The sequence below is a fragment of the Cohaesibacter sp. CAU 1516 genome, assembly GCF_005771485.1.
Classification (GTDB): domain Bacteria; phylum Pseudomonadota; class Alphaproteobacteria; order Rhizobiales; family Cohaesibacteraceae; genus Cohaesibacter; species Cohaesibacter intestini.
In genome coordinates this window covers 310,837-326,955 of record NZ_VANT01000002.1, presented here as the reverse complement: position 1 = coordinate 326,955, position 16,119 = coordinate 310,837, and the positions used below count along the sequence as shown (strand labels likewise).

General features: G+C 55.9%; 14 protein-coding genes. 7 read left to right on the top strand and 7 right to left on the bottom strand.

From position 1 onward, the window contains the following. Positions 1-68 precede the first annotated feature (68 nt). Positions 69-1,625: a hypothetical protein gene (locus FDK21_RS08365; protein WP_138148169.1), complete on the top strand. Its 1,557-nt coding sequence runs from the start codon at positions 69-71 to the stop codon at positions 1,623-1,625. Here the strand turns inward: FDK21_RS08365 and FDK21_RS08360 are convergent. Together FDK21_RS08360 and FDK21_RS08355 are read right to left on the bottom strand one after the other, a co-directional pair. Further along, a complete protein-coding gene (locus FDK21_RS08360) occupies positions 1,622-2,395 on the bottom strand; it encodes a DeoR/GlpR family DNA-binding transcription regulator (RefSeq protein ID WP_114008271.1) in 774 nt (257 codons plus the stop codon). The genes FDK21_RS08365 and FDK21_RS08360 overlap by 4 nt on opposite strands. 84 nt (positions 2,396-2,479) lie before the next feature. Continuing rightward, a complete protein-coding gene (locus FDK21_RS08355) occupies positions 2,480-3,373 on the bottom strand; it encodes a PfkB family carbohydrate kinase (RefSeq protein WP_138148168.1) in 894 nt (297 codons plus the stop codon). A 13-nt stretch (positions 3,374-3,386) separates the two neighbouring features. Between FDK21_RS08355 and FDK21_RS20615 the strand changes: the two genes are divergently transcribed. From FDK21_RS20615 to FDK21_RS08330, 6 genes are all read left to right on the top strand, one after another. After that, positions 3,387-3,524, top strand: a complete 138-nt coding sequence (locus tag FDK21_RS20615) for a hypothetical protein (protein WP_157967554.1) — start codon at positions 3,387-3,389, stop codon at positions 3,522-3,524. A 162-nt stretch (positions 3,525-3,686) separates the two neighbouring features. Next, positions 3,687-4,580, top strand: coding sequence for a sulfolactaldehyde 3-reductase (gene yihU, locus FDK21_RS08350; protein WP_138148167.1), 894 nt, complete (start codon positions 3,687-3,689; stop codon positions 4,578-4,580). Positions 4,581-4,601: 21 nt separating this feature from the next. Beyond that, positions 4,602-5,657: an aldose epimerase family protein gene (locus FDK21_RS08345; RefSeq protein WP_138148166.1), complete on the top strand. Its 1,056-nt coding sequence runs from the start codon at positions 4,602-4,604 to the stop codon at positions 5,655-5,657. A 63-nt stretch (positions 5,658-5,720) separates the two neighbouring features. Next, a complete protein-coding gene (locus FDK21_RS08340) occupies positions 5,721-6,461 on the top strand; it encodes a sulfite exporter TauE/SafE family protein (RefSeq protein WP_210238714.1) in 741 nt (246 codons plus the stop codon). A 169-nt stretch (positions 6,462-6,630) separates the two neighbouring features. Then, positions 6,631-7,494, top strand: coding sequence for a class II fructose-bisphosphate aldolase (locus tag FDK21_RS08335; protein WP_138148164.1), 864 nt, complete (start codon positions 6,631-6,633; stop codon positions 7,492-7,494). Positions 7,495-7,716: 222 nt separating this feature from the next. After that, on the top strand, positions 7,717-9,108 hold the full coding sequence (locus FDK21_RS08330; protein WP_138148163.1) for a hypothetical protein: 1,392 nt from the start codon (positions 7,717-7,719) through the stop codon (positions 9,106-9,108). Between the two features lie 79 nt (positions 9,109-9,187). Here FDK21_RS08330 and FDK21_RS08325 read toward each other — a convergent pair whose 3' ends face one another. The 5 genes from FDK21_RS08325 to FDK21_RS08305 all read right to left on the bottom strand — a co-directional run bounded on the left by FDK21_RS08325 (position 9,188) and on the right by FDK21_RS08305 (position 15,726). After that, positions 9,188-11,209 carry an alpha-glucosidase gene (locus tag FDK21_RS08325; protein ID WP_138148162.1) on the bottom strand — a complete coding sequence of 674 codons (2,022 nt, stop codon included), beginning with the start codon at positions 11,207-11,209 and terminating at the stop codon, positions 9,188-9,190. Positions 11,210-11,311: 102 nt separating this feature from the next. Further along, entirely contained in the window at positions 11,312-12,364 is a 1,053-nt protein-coding gene (gene dctP / locus FDK21_RS08320) for a TRAP transporter substrate-binding protein DctP (RefSeq protein WP_138148161.1), read from the bottom strand. A gap of 75 nt (positions 12,365-12,439) precedes the next feature. Next, positions 12,440-13,729 (bottom strand): TRAP transporter large permease, encoded by a 1,290-nt coding sequence (locus FDK21_RS08315; RefSeq protein WP_114008281.1) that lies wholly within the window; start codon positions 13,727-13,729, stop codon positions 12,440-12,442. A gap of 29 nt (positions 13,730-13,758) precedes the next feature. After that, positions 13,759-14,283, bottom strand: a complete 525-nt coding sequence (locus FDK21_RS08310) for a TRAP transporter small permease (RefSeq protein ID WP_138148160.1) — start codon at positions 14,281-14,283, stop codon at positions 13,759-13,761. A 96-nt stretch (positions 14,284-14,379) separates the two neighbouring features. Continuing rightward, complete coding sequence (locus FDK21_RS08305; RefSeq protein WP_138148159.1) at positions 14,380-15,726, bottom strand: L-fucose/L-arabinose isomerase family protein; 1,347 nt, start codon at positions 15,724-15,726, stop codon at positions 14,380-14,382. Positions 15,727-16,119 lie beyond the last annotated feature (393 nt).

The window sequence follows — 16,119 nt, the reverse complement described above, 5'->3', positions numbered from 1 at the left end:
TCACCATTAATCCTTCTCTAATGGGAAATGGGGTAAATGTGGAGCATAGATATTGACGAAGTTGGCCAATGACAGACACTTCCGCATTCCAGTTCTGGCAGGGTGCCGCGCTTTCAGCGGGCAACCGGCGACAGCTTGATCCTGCATCAAGCCTGTCGATGCGCGTCCTGCATACGGTGCTCGTCTTTGTTCTGGCTATAACGGTCAGTGCCTTGCCGGTGGCGACCCACTTTGTCAGCATGCCATTGGCCATTGTGACCCAGATTTGTCTGGCCAGCATGGTTGCCGTCTATCTGACACCGGCAGCGCCGCTGGTGGTGTTGTTCACGCTGATTTTTCAGAATTTCTTCGTCTCTTTATTCTCTGACTTTCTCGTCAGCGCCGATGATTACAATTTCGTCCGTGGCTACAATTTCCTGACGATGATTGTCATCTGGCTGTGGCTGTTTGGCCGGTATGCGCTCAACTGGCGCGACCATGATCGCGAGACCAACCGGATCATGGGTGTGGGATTCATCGCTTTCTGCTTGATCGGTGTCTATCTGATCCTTGGCATGGCCAAGAATCCGACTGGAGCGGTGATCTATCTGCGCAATATCATTGCCCCTTTTGCGCTGTTTCAGATCTATTTTCTGGTCAGTCTGAAATTTCCCACCCGCCTCAATGATCAGATCGTTGCCTTGACGGGGATCATTGTCGGTTTGGGGTTGATCGAGGCGATTGATCGCTCGCTCTGGATGGACATCACCAATGGCTGGACGCTTTGGACCTTTGGTACGACGCAGGACCGACTCAATCTGGTCTGGGATGCGGTTGTCGCCCGGCAAGGAACCGTGATGACCGACATTTTCGATTCCATGCGGGTTCATTTTCTCAATACACCGTTGCTGGGGGATAATGGCTTCACCATTCTGCGGATGAGCGGCCCGAACAATCACGCCATTTCCTATTCCTATCTTCTGGCTCTCTTGGCCTTGGTGATGGCCTTTACCGGGCGGGCGTGGTGGCTGATCTTTTTGTTTCCGCTGATGCTGCTGTCCAGTGCCAAGGGTGCGCTGATCATGCTGTTGCTTGTCTGCTGTGCTGCATTGGCACGCTGGCTGTTCGGGGCGATGATCGCTCTGGCCGGGCTGCTGGTGGTGTTGGTCATCTATTTTGTGCTCGGGGTGAAGATCGGCCTCGATATTGGCGACTTTCACGTTCTGGGCTTCATGGGCGGGGTGCATGATTTCCTGTCCAACCCGTTTGGCCGGGGTCTTGGAGACGGGGGCAACTTCACCACTGATTTCAGCAAGTTGGACTGGCCTGCCTATCAGGCTGCTGGCCGGACACCCTTTGCGATTGAAAGTGCGGTCGGGGTGTTGATGCGGCAAATGGGCATTGCCGGCTTCATGCTGCTTGGATGCTATGCATGGGTGGCAGCACAGACCTTCAAGCTGTCACTGCAATCACGCGCGATGCTGCATTCCGTGCTGAGCTTCAGCCTGATGATCATTCTGGTGAATGGGGTCTTTCAGGAAGAGGCCTTGTTCGCGCCGATGGCACTTGGGGCCATCATGGCGCTGAATGGCCATGTTCTGGGCAACTGGCTGCGGGCAGGGGTGCCTGCCCGCTCCGCGGCCTAGACGACAAACAGCTTGGCCCCATGCTGGTCGAGCTGCATCTTGATGTCGGTTGGCGGTGTGCCATCGGTGAAAAGCGCAGAGATGTTGCGGACATGACCAAGCTCCACCGTCGCGGTGGTGTTGAATTTGGTGGAATCGGCAGCGATGAAAATGTTGCGGGCGGTTTTCATCATGCTCTGGACCATGATCACTTCATTGAATTCATAATCGAGCAAGGTGCCATCGGCGTCGATGGAGCCGCAACTGGCGATTAGATAATCAACCCGGAAATGATTGATGAAGTCCAAAGCCGTTGAGCCGATGATGCCGCCATTGGTGCTGCGCAATTTGCCGCCGGGCACCATCACATTGAAGTCTTTCTTCTGATACAGCACATTGGCGACCCGCATGCTGTTGGTGATGACCTGCAGGCCGGAATGTTGCAGCAGATGGCGGGCGATGATTTCGGTGGTGGTGCCGATGGCCAGAAAGACCGAGCTGTTGTCCGGGATCTGGGCGACCAAAGCCTTGGCGATGGCCTCCTTTTCTTCCGTCTCGGATACCTGCCGGACCGCATAGTCAAGATTGACCACCGAGGAATTGCGCGCAGCCCCGCCATGATGACGAATCAGCAGCTTCTGATCGCTCAGTTTTTTGATGTCGCGTCGAATGGTCTGGGCGGAAACGTCGAGCAGCTCAGTCAGCTCCTCCACGCTCACATAACCCTTGTCGTTGACTTCCTTGAGCAGGGTGTCGTGGCGGGGATTGCCTACGATGACGGCATTTGGCATGGGACTTCAGCTTTCTTCCTGCATGCTTGCTATTCGCGCAGCGTTCGGGTCTGCCCCAGTCTCATAAGAGGTTGGGCCAGGGGATCATTTGTTGGCCGCAAGAAAGGCCTCAACAGTTGCAAGGTCGGGGACGCCATCACGGCCTCCCAGTCGGGTGCATTTGAGGGCAGCGACCGCGCTGGCAAAGGCGACAATATCGGCAATGGGCATACCCTTGGCGAGCGCAAAGGCAAAGGCGCCATGGAAGACGTCTCCCGCACCGGTCGTATCCTTCACATCGACCTTGAAACCAGGCTGATGGTGGAGCGTCTCGCCCTCCAGCCAATAGCAGCCTTGCGATCCAACGGTGACATAGACCTTAGCATTTGTTTTCGTTTGGGCAACGCGCAATCCATCAATCGGGTCATCAACTTGTGAGAATTTCGCCAAACCCGGTTCGGAAAATGCCACATGGTCGGCGAGTGTCACCAGATCCGTGATGTCTTGCGGGGTGATATCGGCATCCAGAACGCTTTGTTTTTGCAGCTGTTTGGCTTGTTCTAGCGCATATCTGGCCCCGGCTGGCCAGCGCACATCACAAAGGATGGATTGATAGGGCGCGAAATTGATCTCTTTTAGCCATTCTGCATCACCTGAGAGATCTGAATCCTGATAATTGACGATCAGCCTTTCGCCTTGGTCATCAACCAGAATGGCGGAAAAGGACGACTTTGCTTCGGATATGGTGCGGATATGGCGGGTGCCAACGCCATAGCGATTGAGCTCGCGAATCATGGCGGCGGCGACATCATCATTGCCGACCCGGCCGATATAGTCGACATTCATGCCCAGTCTGGCAATGGCGACGGCCGCGGTGGCCGCTGGCCCACCGCCAACTTCAAAATAGTCGCGGGCGACATATTTGCCGCCGGTTTTTGGCAAGTGATCGACCCGGAAAACCCGATCAAGGACGGTGATTCCAACGCATGCGACGGTCATGAGAGGCTCTTTGATGGCTGGTGTTGGCGATTATCGCTCATCCTCGCTGCCAGATCGTCAGTCTGGTGACAGCGTGGATGGGGCGATGATGGGTGTGTTTGTGATCAAAGTCCATGATCGTGCCAAACGACTTGTGGGTCGCCTGGGATGATCTTTTGCTGATCACATCTAGCGACAAATACCTAGATTTGTTGCCTTTCAATCGAAATTATCACCATAAACACTCATAAAACAACCAAATTGTGTTGTATTTGGTCTAAATATCGTGCAGATGTTGGATAACGATCAAAAATGCTCAATATGAGGTTTCGCAATGGCAACAGTTGGATTCATCGGTCTTGGTCAAATGGGCGCTGCAATGGCAGCCAATCTGATCAAGGGGGGACATGACCTCAATCTATATGACATCAATGCTGATGCCGTCGCGGCGTTGGCCGCAAAAGGTGGGAAAGCCTGCGACAGGGTCGCAGCGGTTGCCGAGGGCGCCGACTTTGTCATTACCATGTTGCCAAACGGGGCGCTGGTGCGCTCTGTCCTGTTGGGGGAAGAGGGCGTTGTCGCTGCGCTGAAGAAAGACGCGCTGGTGATCGACATGTCGACCATTCACCCGCTTGAGACCGATGGCCTGATTGCCGATCTTGCGGCAAAAGGCATCGAGATGATGGAAGCGCCGGTGGGTCGCACATCGGACCATGCCATTGCAGGCACCTTGCTGATCCTTGCGGGCGGCACCAAGGCGCAGATTGAACGGGCGCAGCCCTTGTTTGATCTGATGGGGGCGGAAACCGTCGATGCGGGGGGGCCGGGCAAGGGGATCCGCGTCAAGATCATCAACAATTACATGAGCATTGCGCTCAATGCCCTGTCGGCAGAAGCCATTGCACTGGCCGAGAAAATCGGTCTCGATTTCGACACGGCAATGGCGGTGATGAGCGGCACGCCTGCAGGCAAGGGGCACTTCACCACCAGTTGGCCAAACAAGGTGCTCAAGGGTGATCTGTCGCCCGCCTTCATGATTGATCTGGCCCACAAGGATCTGGGCATCGCGCTCGATCTGGCCAATCAGGTTGGCGTGCCGATGCCGATGGGGGCTGCCTCGCGGGAGCTTTACAATATGAGCCGGATCGCCGGGCGCGGGCGTCAGGACTGGACAGCCGTGCTTGAACAACTGCGCGATCTGTCGGACATGCCGACCAAAGCAAATTAAGTGTCAGTTGGGAGGTTTATCATGAAAGTAGAAGTCGAAACCTATGGTGAAGTCGATGGCAAAGCGGTCGATCTCATCACACTGAGCAATGACAATGGCATGGTGGTGCGGGTCACCAATTATGGCTGCATCGTCACTTCGATCGAAGTACCGGACCGGGATGGGGCTTTGGCCGATGTGGTGTTGGGCTATGAGTCGCTGGACAAATATCTTGCCGGACATCCTTTCTTCGGCGCAATTGCCGGGCGGTTCGCCAACCGGATAGAGGATGGTCGTTTTTCGATTGATTGTCGCCGGTATCAGCTGGAAACCAACGAGCCGCCGACCGTGCAGCATTTGCATGGGGGCTCGAAGGGGTTCGACAAATATGTCTGGGGCTATGATCTCGAAGAGCGGGACGATGCGGTGATGATCCATCTGCATCGGATGTCGCCGGATGGAGAAAGCGGCTATCCGGGCAGCTTGCTGGTGACTCACACGATCGGTCTGACGGAGTCCAACGCGCTGCATTATGACTTTCGGGCGGTGAGTGACAAGCCGACCATCGTCAATCTGGTCAATCACAGCTACTACAATCTTGCAGGTCATGACAGCGGCTCGGTGGCGGATCATCAATTGACCTTGTTCGCCGATTTCTACACTCCCGTGGCCGAGACGATGATCCCGACCGGGGAAATTCGCACCGTGGCCGACAGCGCAATGGACTTCCGTGCACCAGTGCGGATCGGTGACCGGATGGAAGGCATCGAGGGCGGCGGCTTCGACTTCAACTATATCCTGCATGGCAAACAGAAACATGGGGACTACCGGATGGCGGCCGACCTATATGATCCGTCCAGCGGGCGTTTCATGAAGGTGATGACCACGCAGCCAGCGATCCAGTTCTACAACGGCTTCAAATTATCGAACAAACCGTGGTTTGGACGCAATGGCTGCAAATATGAAGCCTTTGGCGGGCTTTGCCTTGAAACTCAAGGCTATCCGGACGCGCCCAACAAGCCCCATTTTCCAAGCGCCGTGTTGAGGCCGGGGGATGTCTATCAGCATCGCACCATTCATCAGTTTGGCACGCGCTAGACTTGGACCGTTCAATGGGTCGGGGGCGATGATCCCGGCCCTTTCACCGCAGGCAATGTCATCATGATGGAAATTCTCATCGTCTCGGCGATCATCACTCTGGGCAGCTTCACCCAAGGCCTGACGGGTTTTGGGCTGGCCTTGGTCAGCGTGCCGCTTCTCTCCTTGGCGGTGGATGTGAAAGCTGCTGTGCCCATCGCAGGCATCTTCGGATGGCTGGTGACCTTTCCGCTGGTCTGGAAAATGCGCCAGCATGTGCAGTGGCGTGTCGGCTTGATTCTGTTTGCAGGCTCCTTGCCAGGCTCGTTTCTGGGGGCCGATCTGCTCAAACGGCTGCCCGCCGAGGCGATCCTGATCACGATGGGATGCGTGCTGATCTTGTCGAGCCTCTATTCGCTGTTTGCCAAGGCCCCGCTTTTCACCAAGGCGTCGGCGCCGCTGACGGTCGGGACGGGTTTCTTCTCCGGTGCCTTGGGGGCGAGCGTTGGCGAGCCGGGACCGCCGGTGATTGCCTTCACCTCGATGCAGCCATGGACGGCGGATCAGACCAAATCGACCTTGGTTTTTTTCTTTATGCTGCAAATGATCGGCGCGATTGCCGGCTTCTGGAGCAAGGGGCTGCTGACCCCTTATGTGGCAGAGCGGGTGCTCTATGCCATGCCTGCCTTTCTGGTCGGGATGAGCGTCGGCATGTTCGCCTATCACCTGCTGCATAAATTCAAGATCAATTATCACGGCATCATTCATAGCCTGTTGCTGATCATTGGTGTCATGTTGGTGGTCAAAAATGTCCACATTTGGTAGCTTTGATTGGAAATATGTGCAGAAATGTTGCTAAACGATCATAATTTGGTCTGAAGTCTTTCGGAAAAGATCATCGTTCTTTATACTGTGATCGAGAAAACAACAATCGGGATCGTGGGCATGTTTGCGATATGCCGCGAGGTCCAGAGGCCCATATCGAGGATGAATTATGGCTTATATATCCGGTAAGACTCTTCTAGATCGTGCATGGAAAGAGGGATATGCCATCGGCGCCTTCAGCGTGCATAATGCGGAGACGACGCGCGCCATTCTCAAGGGCGCCGAGGAAGAGAAAGCCCCGATTCTGGTGATGATCGGTCAGAAGGTGATCAACACGATGGGCCTTGCGGAAATGAAGGCGATGGTTGATGCCTTCATGGCCAACCATACGGTGCCAGTGGCCATTCATATTGATCACAGTCGCCAGTTCGAACAAACCATGGCGGCAGCGCGGGTCGGCTTTCACTCTCTGATGTTCGACGGCTCGGGCTATGATTTCGAGGATAATGTCCGGATCACCAAGGCGGTGGCTGATGTGGCCCATGCGCTGGGCATTGGTTGTGAAGGGGAAATCGGCAAGATCGGTGGTGTCGAGGATGATATTGATGTCGATGAAGCCGATGCCATGATCACCTCAGTCGAGGAAGCGCAGGAATTTACCAACCGCACCGGCCTTGACTATCTGGCCATCTCCATGGGAACGGCGCATGGTATCTACACCTCCGAGCCAAAGCTGGCTTTTGATCGGATCCGTGAAATCAAGGAAATCGTTCAGAAACCTCTGGTGATGCATGGGGGCTCCGGGGTGCCGGATGATCAGGTGCAGCGGGCCATTTCCCTGGGCATCGCAAAAGTCAATGTCGACACCGAGTTGCGGCAATCCTTCACGCTTGGGGTGCAGGACTATTGGAAAGACAATCCGACGGACTTCGTTCTGGCCGATTCTTTGGGGGCCGGCGAGGTGGCCATGAAGGAAAAGGTCAAAGAAAAGATCCGCTTGTTTGGTTCCAGCGGCAAGGCTTCCGATTTCTGATTGTATCTTCTCTGCAAAATTGTTTTGTCGTCAGCCCCGGTCCTTGTGGCCGGGGTTTTTGTGTCTGACATGCTTGGCACCACACCAGAATATGTCCTGCACAATCGAGTGATTGCCCGTTTTTTGGGCTTTCGGTTACAGTCTTTTTGGGACTATTCTGGCCCTTCCTCCCCCACCGGGCCGCAACTGCCGCCCGCTTTTTTGTTTCAGGAAACATAATCTATGGATGTTTCGCGCATCGGTGATCGCCTGTTTGGCTGGATCATCGTTCTTGTCATTTTGCTTCAGGCCATGCGTGAGTGGGCTGGAGTGGAATGGGTTTCCCTTCCGCTGCTTGTTAGTCTGCTTGTCATCGTCGCCATCATGGCGCTTAGAGCGAGCAAAGGTGGCCTCATTTTTCTGGGTGTCTGTCTGGTGCTGACGATCGCGCTTGCTTTCAACAATGAGGATTGGCAAGAGATCTTGTCGGGTGCCTTGATCAAAGCCGGTTTTTTGGCGTCTTTCTTCAGTGCCCTGTCGATCCTGCGCAATGCGGCCTCTACATCTCCGGCCATGAGCAAATCGGGTGCCTTTCTGGCGGCCCAGCCACCGGGTCGGCGTTACATTTCGCTGTCTTTCGGGTCCCAGATATTTGCCTTGCTGCTCAATTTCGGGGCGATTCAATTGCTTGGGACACTGGCGCTTTCCAGCGCCAAGAGCGAACCGGATGAAAGGGTTCGCGCCATTCGGACCCGCCGGATGCTGCTTGCCATCCAGCGGGGGTTCATATCCGCTTTGACATGGTCGCCAATGGCTTTCTCCACCGCGATGGCGGTGGCGACCATTCCCGGCATCAGCTGGATGGGGATTGCCATGCCGGGGTTGGTCAGCTCGGTCCTATTGCTCGGCACTGGGTGGGCGCTGGATACCATCTTCAAGCCAAGGCCTCAAGGCGGGCCACGGCCGCGGCGGAGTTCCGGCCTGCACTGGACCGTTTTGTTGCCGCTGGTGGCCTTGTTGGTGATCATCATGGTGCCAGTGCTGAGCATTGAAGTGTTGTTTGGCATTCGCATCGTTGGCGTGGTGCTGCTGGTGGTGCCGATCCTGTCGATCATCTGGATGCTGATCCAGCAAAAGGATGCGTTTGCGGTTGGCCAGACCCTTCTTAGCTATGTCCATAAAGAGCTGCCTGCCTTTCGCTCGGACCTGTTGTTGTTGATGAGTGCAGGCTATATCGGTGTGGTGGGGGCGGCTCTTCTGGTGCCCATGATGGCCGATGCCGGGATTGACCTCACCATTATTCCGGGCTGGTTTTTGCTCATTGCTCTGGTCTGGATCATGCCGGTCATGGGGCAGGTCGGATCCAATCCCATTCTCACCCTGTCGCTGGTCGCTCCGATGCTGCCCGATGCGGCTGCTTTCGGTCTCGATCCCCGGGCCTTTGGGGTGGCTATGCTCTGTGGTTGGGCGCTGACGGGGCTGACCTCACCCTTCACGGCCACCAATATATTGGTTGGCCGGTTTGGTGACATTCCGGTCGTGGATGTCGGACGGGTCTGGAACCGATCCTATTTCTTCATTGCGGTGACTTTGTTGTGTCTGTGGACACTGGTCTTTGCCTATTGGGTGGCGTGAAGCCAATCCAGTCCAGACAAGCAACAGCCCCGCAGGCATGACCCGCCTGCGGGGCTTTTCAGTGGGGTTCGGCAGTGTTTCAGGCGAGGCCTTTGGCAATGTCGGGGATCTTGTTGAACAGAACCGCGTCGGCGCTGCTGGCGCGGTAGAAGACTGCCGGTTGGCCCAGCGGCGCGTCGACCTCGACCCAGCCGCCCTCATAATGGTCATTGGTCCAGAGATGGATCCACTGGTCGGGCGGCAGATAGAGTTTGCGCTTTTTGGCACCCTGCTCATAGACCGGCGCAACGAGGCAATCGCGGCCAAACAGATATTGATACATCACCTCGTAGGACTCAGTATCCTCTTCATAATGAACGAAGAGGGGTCGCTGGACCGGCATGCCGGTGAGGGTGTTTTCCTTCAAGGCCGCTTTGATATAGGGCTTCAAATGGGTGAAGATCCGGGTCATAGCGGCGAGATGGGCGAGGGTCTCATTGTCGCTGTCAAATTGATGATTGTCAGCGGGGCGGTTGCCTTCATGGCTGCGCATGATCGGGGTGAAGGCGGCCATTTCGGCCCAGCGCATGAACAATTCGCGATCGCGTTTCATACCGTGCAACGTGGTATAGCCACCAATATCGGAATGATGGATGCCATTGCCGAGCAGGCCTGAGGACAGCGCCCCATTGACCACCGAGGGGATGCCATCATCAATGTTCCAGTTGACGCATTGATCGCCGCCCCACAAAGCGTGGCAATAGCGCTGGATGCCCGTATAGCCCGCACGCATGAAGAAGAGGATGTCGTCGGTCTTGCCCGCTTCCTCGATGGCGTCATGGTTGATTTTGGCCCAGCGGGTCGGCCAGTGATTATGCTCGATTTCAGCCGACACCCCGTTCGACAATGCGCAATCGGTGGGCAGATATTCGCCAAAGTCAGCCATCCAGCCCGATAGGCCAAAATCGATCATGTTGGTCTTGATGACGCCTTTATACCAGTCGCAGGCAGCCGGGTTGGTGAAGTCGACGACGCCGCAATAAAATTCGCCAAAATCAACGACATATTTGCTGCCATCGTCACGGGTGGCGAGATAGCCGTTGGCTTCGGCCTCGCGATAAAGGGGGAAATCCTCCAGCACATAGGGATTGATATAACCAAGGAAGCGGATGCCGTCTTTTTTCAGGGCGTGGATTTCCCTGTCGAGGCCGGGATAGAGGTCGGCATTCCACTGCCAGTCCCATTGCAGGCGCTTGCCGAAGCTGGTCATTTTGATGCCCTGCCAATCCTGACACCAAGCCCCCGCCACTTTGACGCCTGCAGCGCGGGCGCGTTTGAGCTTTTCGATGGTGATGTCCGTGCCGCCCTGAATGCCCAGAATGACCCCATCGAGCACCCAGTCGGGCAGCTCTGGCTGGGTGCCAAAGACACCGGTGATGCTGCGAATGAGGGCGGGGAAGCTGTCGGCGGCATCGAACAGGAGATAGTCCGGGATGTTCCAGCTTTGCAGCTCATGGAACTCGGCGTTGCGGAAGTCGAAATCCGCATAGGCGGTGGTTTCCAGATGGACGAAGTATTTCTCCGACGAAACGAAGGTCGGCTGCGGATAGTTGGTGTTGTAATAGTCGCCGCCGGCGCGGTCCTTCACATCGGCCTGCCAGGTGACATAGGTCGATTTGTTGCGGCCGACGCCGGGCTCGGACGTCCAGAGCGGGAAATTGTGGCCGCGCAGATTGAGATAGGTGAGCTGTTCGCCGCAGCCATAGATCTTTTCATCGGCGCTGGCGCACAGCCGCAGCCAGAAGCGGTTGAAGCTGGCTTTTGCCTCAAGGAAGCTGATTTTGAGGCGACCTTCAGCGGTTTCCTCGGCCAGCAATGTGATGACCGGCTCGTGGGCCAAGATGAACTGGATCCGGATGGCTCCATCCTGCTCTTGGATGGTAAAGTGGCGCATGGCGATGCGCTCGACCAGATAGTCTGAAATATCGAAATTGCCGCGATACATGTCGAAGGTCGGCTCGCCTTCACCCAAATAGAGCGCTGGTGCTGCCTGAGAATGGCGCAACAAGGCTTTGCCTTTGTGGGAGAGGAGAAAGCCGGTTTCTGATTGTTCGATTTTCATGGGACTGGATCCACTGCAGGGGCATTGGGGAAGAGGCGTTTTGGCGCTTTCGTGAAAAGGGGGCGGATGGCCGCCCCCTGATCTTTTTTGCTCGCAAAAAGCTTATTTCGAAGCGGCGGCAAAGTCTGCGTCGAGCTTGGCTTCGCAGGCCTTGATTTCTTTTTCAAAGCGGTCGAGCCATGCTTTGCCTTCGTCGCCAGCGCTGGCCAGATAGAAGTCTTTCACAGGCGCGGTTGCTTCCTGGAAGGCTTTCTTCTCGGCTGCACTTGGGGTGTAGATGGTGCCGCCAGCCTTGCGGAAGGTGTCGTAAGCGTCGAATTCTTTCCATTTTGGATAGACGCGCAGGAACTGGTTCTGGGCGGCTACGCCATCAATGACGACGCGTTTGAGCTCATCCGGGAAGCCGGCGAAGCGGTCGTTGTTCATCACCCAGACGCCGCCCATATAGGCATGGCCGTCGAGCACCAGATATTTGAGGCTTTCCTCGAATTTCATGGTGGTGATGTCAACGATGCCATTTTTGGTGCCATCAACCACGCCAGTGGACAGAGCAGTGTAGACTTCTGGCCATGCGATCGGGGTTGGGGCGCCGCCAAGGGCCTTGACCAATTCCTGCTGGATTGGGGCAGGCACGGTGCGGATTTTGAGGCCAGCCACGTCAGCAGGGGATTTGATCTGCTTTTTGGTGGTGGCGAAGTTGCGCCAGCCGCCGGAGTTGGACACCATCATCAGGCGGACATTCTGGGTGGCGTCGAGCACATTTTTGCGGACGTCGGCAAGGAAGGCTTCATTGTCATAGACGCATTCGGCAACCCGGTCATCGCGCAGCATGTAAGGCAGGTCGAAACCACCGGCAGGGGCCCAGAAATTGGCCAGCTCGGCAATGGTGGTCTGGAAATAGTCAAAGATGCCAGACTGGACGCCGGAGAGACATTCACGGGCATTGCCACACAGCTGACCGCCGGGGAAGATTTCGACTTCGATGGCGCCATTGGAATGGTTTTCGACAAAGTTCTTGAAGACCAGCAGGGACTGGTGATTGTAGCTGTCCGTGTTGGACACATGGGGCACGGTGAGCTTGTAGTCGGCAGCCTGTGCGGTTCCGGCCATGAAGCCAGCAGCGAGAAGCGCAAGACCCAGTTTTTTCAGTTTCATCTTTACCTCCAATGGTAAAATCGCGCTGGCGTTGTGTGGTTGTTAGACGCCAGCCTCCTCCAGGATTTCCGCGCCCTACATCATGCCCAGCAGCTTGGGCAGGCCGATAACGAGGGACGGGAAGAACGAAATCAGAAAGATCACCAGGAATTCCGCGAGCAAGAAAGGAATGATCGCTCTGGAGATTTTCTGAAGTGGCACACCGGACACGCCGGAAGCGACGAACAAGACAAGGCCCATGGGCGGGGTTGCCAGTCCGATGGAAAGATTGACCACCATGACGACGCCGAAATGGACCGGATCAACGCCAACGGCTGTCATGATCGGGGCAAGGATCGGAGCGAAGATCAGGATGGCGGGCCCCGCATCAATGAACATGCCGACAATGAACAGGAAGATGTTCATAATGAAGAACAGAACCAGCGGATCCTTGGTGATCGAATAGAAGAAGGTGGTGATGACCTTGGCAATGCCCGACAGGGAAATGGCAGAGGCAAAGCCACTGGCTGCTGCGACGATGATCAGGATGGCGGCGGCATTGATGGCAATGCGCACGAACATCGGGAAGACATCCTTCATCTTCAGAAGACGCATGATGAAGATGGAGAGAATGAAGGCATAAAAGACGGCGATGGCGGCCGCTTCGGTCGGGGTGAAAATGCCCCCATAGATGCCACCCAGAATGATGACCGGGGTCAAGAGCGGCAGGATGGCTGCCTTGAAGGCGGCCGAGCGTTCCGGGCGAGAGGCCCGTTCGAATTGCTCAACGGCAGGATATTTCTTGATCTGCCAGCGATTGACCAGCATCAGGGCGACGCAGAGGATCAGGCCGGGCACAATGCCGGACATAAACATCGCCGCGACCGACGTGTTCATCACGAAGGCATAGATTAGCATGATGCCGCTTGGCGGGATGATGGTGCCCAGAACGGTCGCCGCCGCCGTGATCGCCGCCGCATAGGTGCGGTCATATTTGTAGCGCTCCATTTCCGGGATCATCATGTTGCCAATGGCCGAGGTGGCGGCCACAGATGAGCCGGTCAGGGCGCCGAACAGGGTGGCTGCGATGATCACCACATGGCCAAGACCGCCGCGTAGATGCTGGACCATGGTCTGGGAGAAGGTGATGATGCGGGTGGTGATGCCGCCATTGACCATGAACTCACCCGCCAGCATGAAGAAGGGTAGGGCGAGCAGCAGAAACACGTCCAGACCAGCATAAAGCCGCTGGTAGAGCATGTTCATGAACAGCACCTTGTCTGCCTGGAACAGGGCGATGGCCGGGGACAGACCAAGGGCAAACAGAACCGGCAGACCGATCAGCAGGAAGGCCAGAAAATAGACGGCAAAGATTGGGGAGACCATGATGTTCGTCCTTTAGCTTTCTGGATCAATCAAGCCTGTGGCTCTTGTTCGGCGGGTTTGAAATGGATGAATTGGCGCAGCTCCGAGACGATCTTCTGCAAGGCAGACAGGAGCGTGATGCCCATCAGCAACGGCGGGGCGATGTAGATCACATTCATGGTGATGGGCAGGCTGTCGGCACGGCTCGAACCGCGGGCAAAGAAGTCATAGCCAAACTTGATCCAGACCAGAAAGGTGAGGATTGCGAGGCAGTGGATGAGGATCATCAGAAGATGTTTGATTCGTAAGCCATTTAGCGCATCAAGCAGGAAGGTCATGGCGATGTTCTTGTCCTGCAGATAGATGATCGGCAGGCAGAGATAGACCATATAGATCATCAGGAAGCGCGAAGCTTCATCGGTCCAGCTCAATGGCATGTTGAGGACATAGCGAAACAGGATTTGCAGCAGCACAATGACGGTCATGACGATCAGCATCGAGCCACCAATCCAGCTGCCCAGTTTGCCGATGGGGCTGTTGATCCTGTTGAGACCCTTTTCAAGCGCTGCAAGCATGGTGCGATCCTTTTTCAAGCATGCCGTTTGACAGAGGCGGGCGGGGCAGTTGGCCGCCCGGCCCAATGCTGAACCCTATTGGCAGGCGCCAATTGGTCAGGTCAGTTCGACGACTTCGATGCCAAGGCGTTTGGCGATGGCGCGCATGATCGGGCGATGCTCGCCATAGGTCAGCGCCGTATGGTGCTCGAGCCCCTCATTGATCATCCGGTCAAGGAAGTCTTTGACGGGGATATCCGGTCTGGCGGTGCCAGCGGTGCCGGAAAAGGCCAGTGGAGCCTTGATCATCTCCGCTCCGGCCAGAAGCAGCCGCAACTTGCCGTGGCCTTGGGAGAAGCGCGCCATGGTGATGCGGCCCGGCTTCAGGGCAAATTCTGAAAGCAAAGGCATTTTGCGGTTGGAATGGATGGTGCCCTGAATGGTCTGGTCGGTGTCGGCCATGTCGATCGGGGCCTGACCGCAATGCCAGAAGACGATGGAGTCGTCCTCAATGTTGACATCGACCAGATCGGTGTTAAAGACCGAGCCGCCGGAGGCCTGTTGCAGGGTAAGGGAGGTGACAACCCCCATCATGTCGGCTTCGCAGCCTGCCGGGGTGTGATCTTCATTGAGCAGAGCCAAGGCACCACAGGCCGCGCAGCCATATTCGACAAAGAAATCCGGCCAGCAGCGGACAGCGATGCCCTTATAGCCCTTTTCATCGGCTTCCGTGCGCAGCTTGGAATAGACTTTGAGGGTCTTGCGGGTTGCTTCCTGATCCAGCTCGCCGAGATTGGGGAACTGGGCCTTGCGGCGCTCATAGGGGGCGTCGGCGACGTCATCAGGCAAGGCTTTGACTTGATTGATAAAATCGCTGATGCCGATGCGGTCGACATCAATACCGAAGCGGCGTTGCAGCTCTTGTTCATTGAAGTTGCAGGCGTCAAAGCCGTCGGGATGCTCGCCGACCAGCTTGAGCTTGGCGCCGTGCAGTTCGTTGACGATGGCTCCGGCTCTGGCCAGAAGCGCGATGTCTTCAATGGCTTTGGGGCTGTCAGCATCCGCATGGATATAGTCGATGGAAAGGTCGTTGCGGCTGAGCGCATGGCTGGCGAGATTGACCCCGCAGAAGGAATTGAGCCTGAGGCGACCACCGGTCCGGGCTTCGGGGAAGGACCACATGACCAAAGGTGCATCAATCTCTTTGCCCAGTTCAACGGTCATGGTTGCGTCGGTGAATGTCACTTGCAGCAGGAGCAGCATGTCAAGTTTTTGCGCTTTGAGCGCAGGCAGTGCACCCAGCACCGCGTCGGCATCGAAGAGCAACTCCGGCTTGCCAATCAAATCGGCATTGAGGCTCTCCAGAGAGCCCCAGGCTTTGGCCAGAATCTCTTCTGCAAAAGGTACGTCGAAGGTTGGTCGACCCAGTGCGACGACACCGATGCATGGTCTTTTTGCTGACATAGGTTTCCTCCACAATCCTGACAGGCCGTCTTCAAGAGGCCAGATGGTCAGGCACCTCCCAATGCGCTTAGACCTGCCAAGAGATTTTGTCAGAGCCAACACTAAGTCGATAAACGATCATAGACTATCGGTATAAATGCGTATAAATGGTCATTTCACACAAAAAATGTCATATTAATTCCATAAAACAAACATGAATTGACAACTATGCTCAAAAACTGTTGTTTTTTGATTGAAGCGATTGACTGAAAGACCGGATCGAATGCGTGGCGGGATTCGAAGCGATCATGATCGCCAAGCAGAGCGGGAGGAAGTCGTGAAAACCCGCAATTACACCGCTATTTCATGAAGATAGCTGAGGCCCTCTGTCGCCAACAGACGGGTGATGCAAGC

Coding starts and splice junctions, on each gene's coding strand:
- yihU (WP_138148167.1), top strand. CDS start 3,687: ATGGCAACAGTTGGATTCATCGGTCTTGGTCAAATGGGCGCTGCAATG.
- FDK21_RS08340 (WP_210238714.1), top strand. CDS start 5,721: ATGATGGAAATTCTCATCGTCTCGGCGATCATCACTCTGGGCAGCTTC.
- FDK21_RS08305 (WP_138148159.1), bottom strand. CDS start 15,726: ATGTCAGCAAAAAGACCATGCATCGGTGTCGTCGCACTGGGTCGACCA.
- FDK21_RS08315 (WP_114008281.1), bottom strand. CDS start 13,729: ATGGTCTCCCCAATCTTTGCCGTCTATTTTCTGGCCTTCCTGCTGATC.
- dctP (WP_138148161.1), bottom strand. CDS start 12,364: ATGAAACTGAAAAAACTGGGTCTTGCGCTTCTCGCTGCTGGCTTCATG.
- FDK21_RS08365 (WP_138148169.1), top strand. CDS start 69: ATGACAGACACTTCCGCATTCCAGTTCTGGCAGGGTGCCGCGCTTTCA.
- FDK21_RS08360 (WP_114008271.1), bottom strand. CDS start 2,395: ATGCCAAATGCCGTCATCGTAGGCAATCCCCGCCACGACACCCTGCTC.
- FDK21_RS08325 (WP_138148162.1), bottom strand. CDS start 11,209: ATGAAAATCGAACAATCAGAAACCGGCTTTCTCCTCTCCCACAAAGGC.
- FDK21_RS08335 (WP_138148164.1), top strand. CDS start 6,631: ATGGCTTATATATCCGGTAAGACTCTTCTAGATCGTGCATGGAAAGAG.
- FDK21_RS08310 (WP_138148160.1), bottom strand. CDS start 14,283: ATGCTTGCAGCGCTTGAAAAGGGTCTCAACAGGATCAACAGCCCCATC.
- FDK21_RS20615 (WP_157967554.1), top strand. CDS start 3,387: ATGGCTGGTGTTGGCGATTATCGCTCATCCTCGCTGCCAGATCGTCAG.
- FDK21_RS08345 (WP_138148166.1), top strand. CDS start 4,602: ATGAAAGTAGAAGTCGAAACCTATGGTGAAGTCGATGGCAAAGCGGTC.
- FDK21_RS08330 (WP_138148163.1), top strand. CDS start 7,717: ATGGATGTTTCGCGCATCGGTGATCGCCTGTTTGGCTGGATCATCGTT.
- FDK21_RS08355 (WP_138148168.1), bottom strand. CDS start 3,373: ATGACCGTCGCATGCGTTGGAATCACCGTCCTTGATCGGGTTTTCCGG.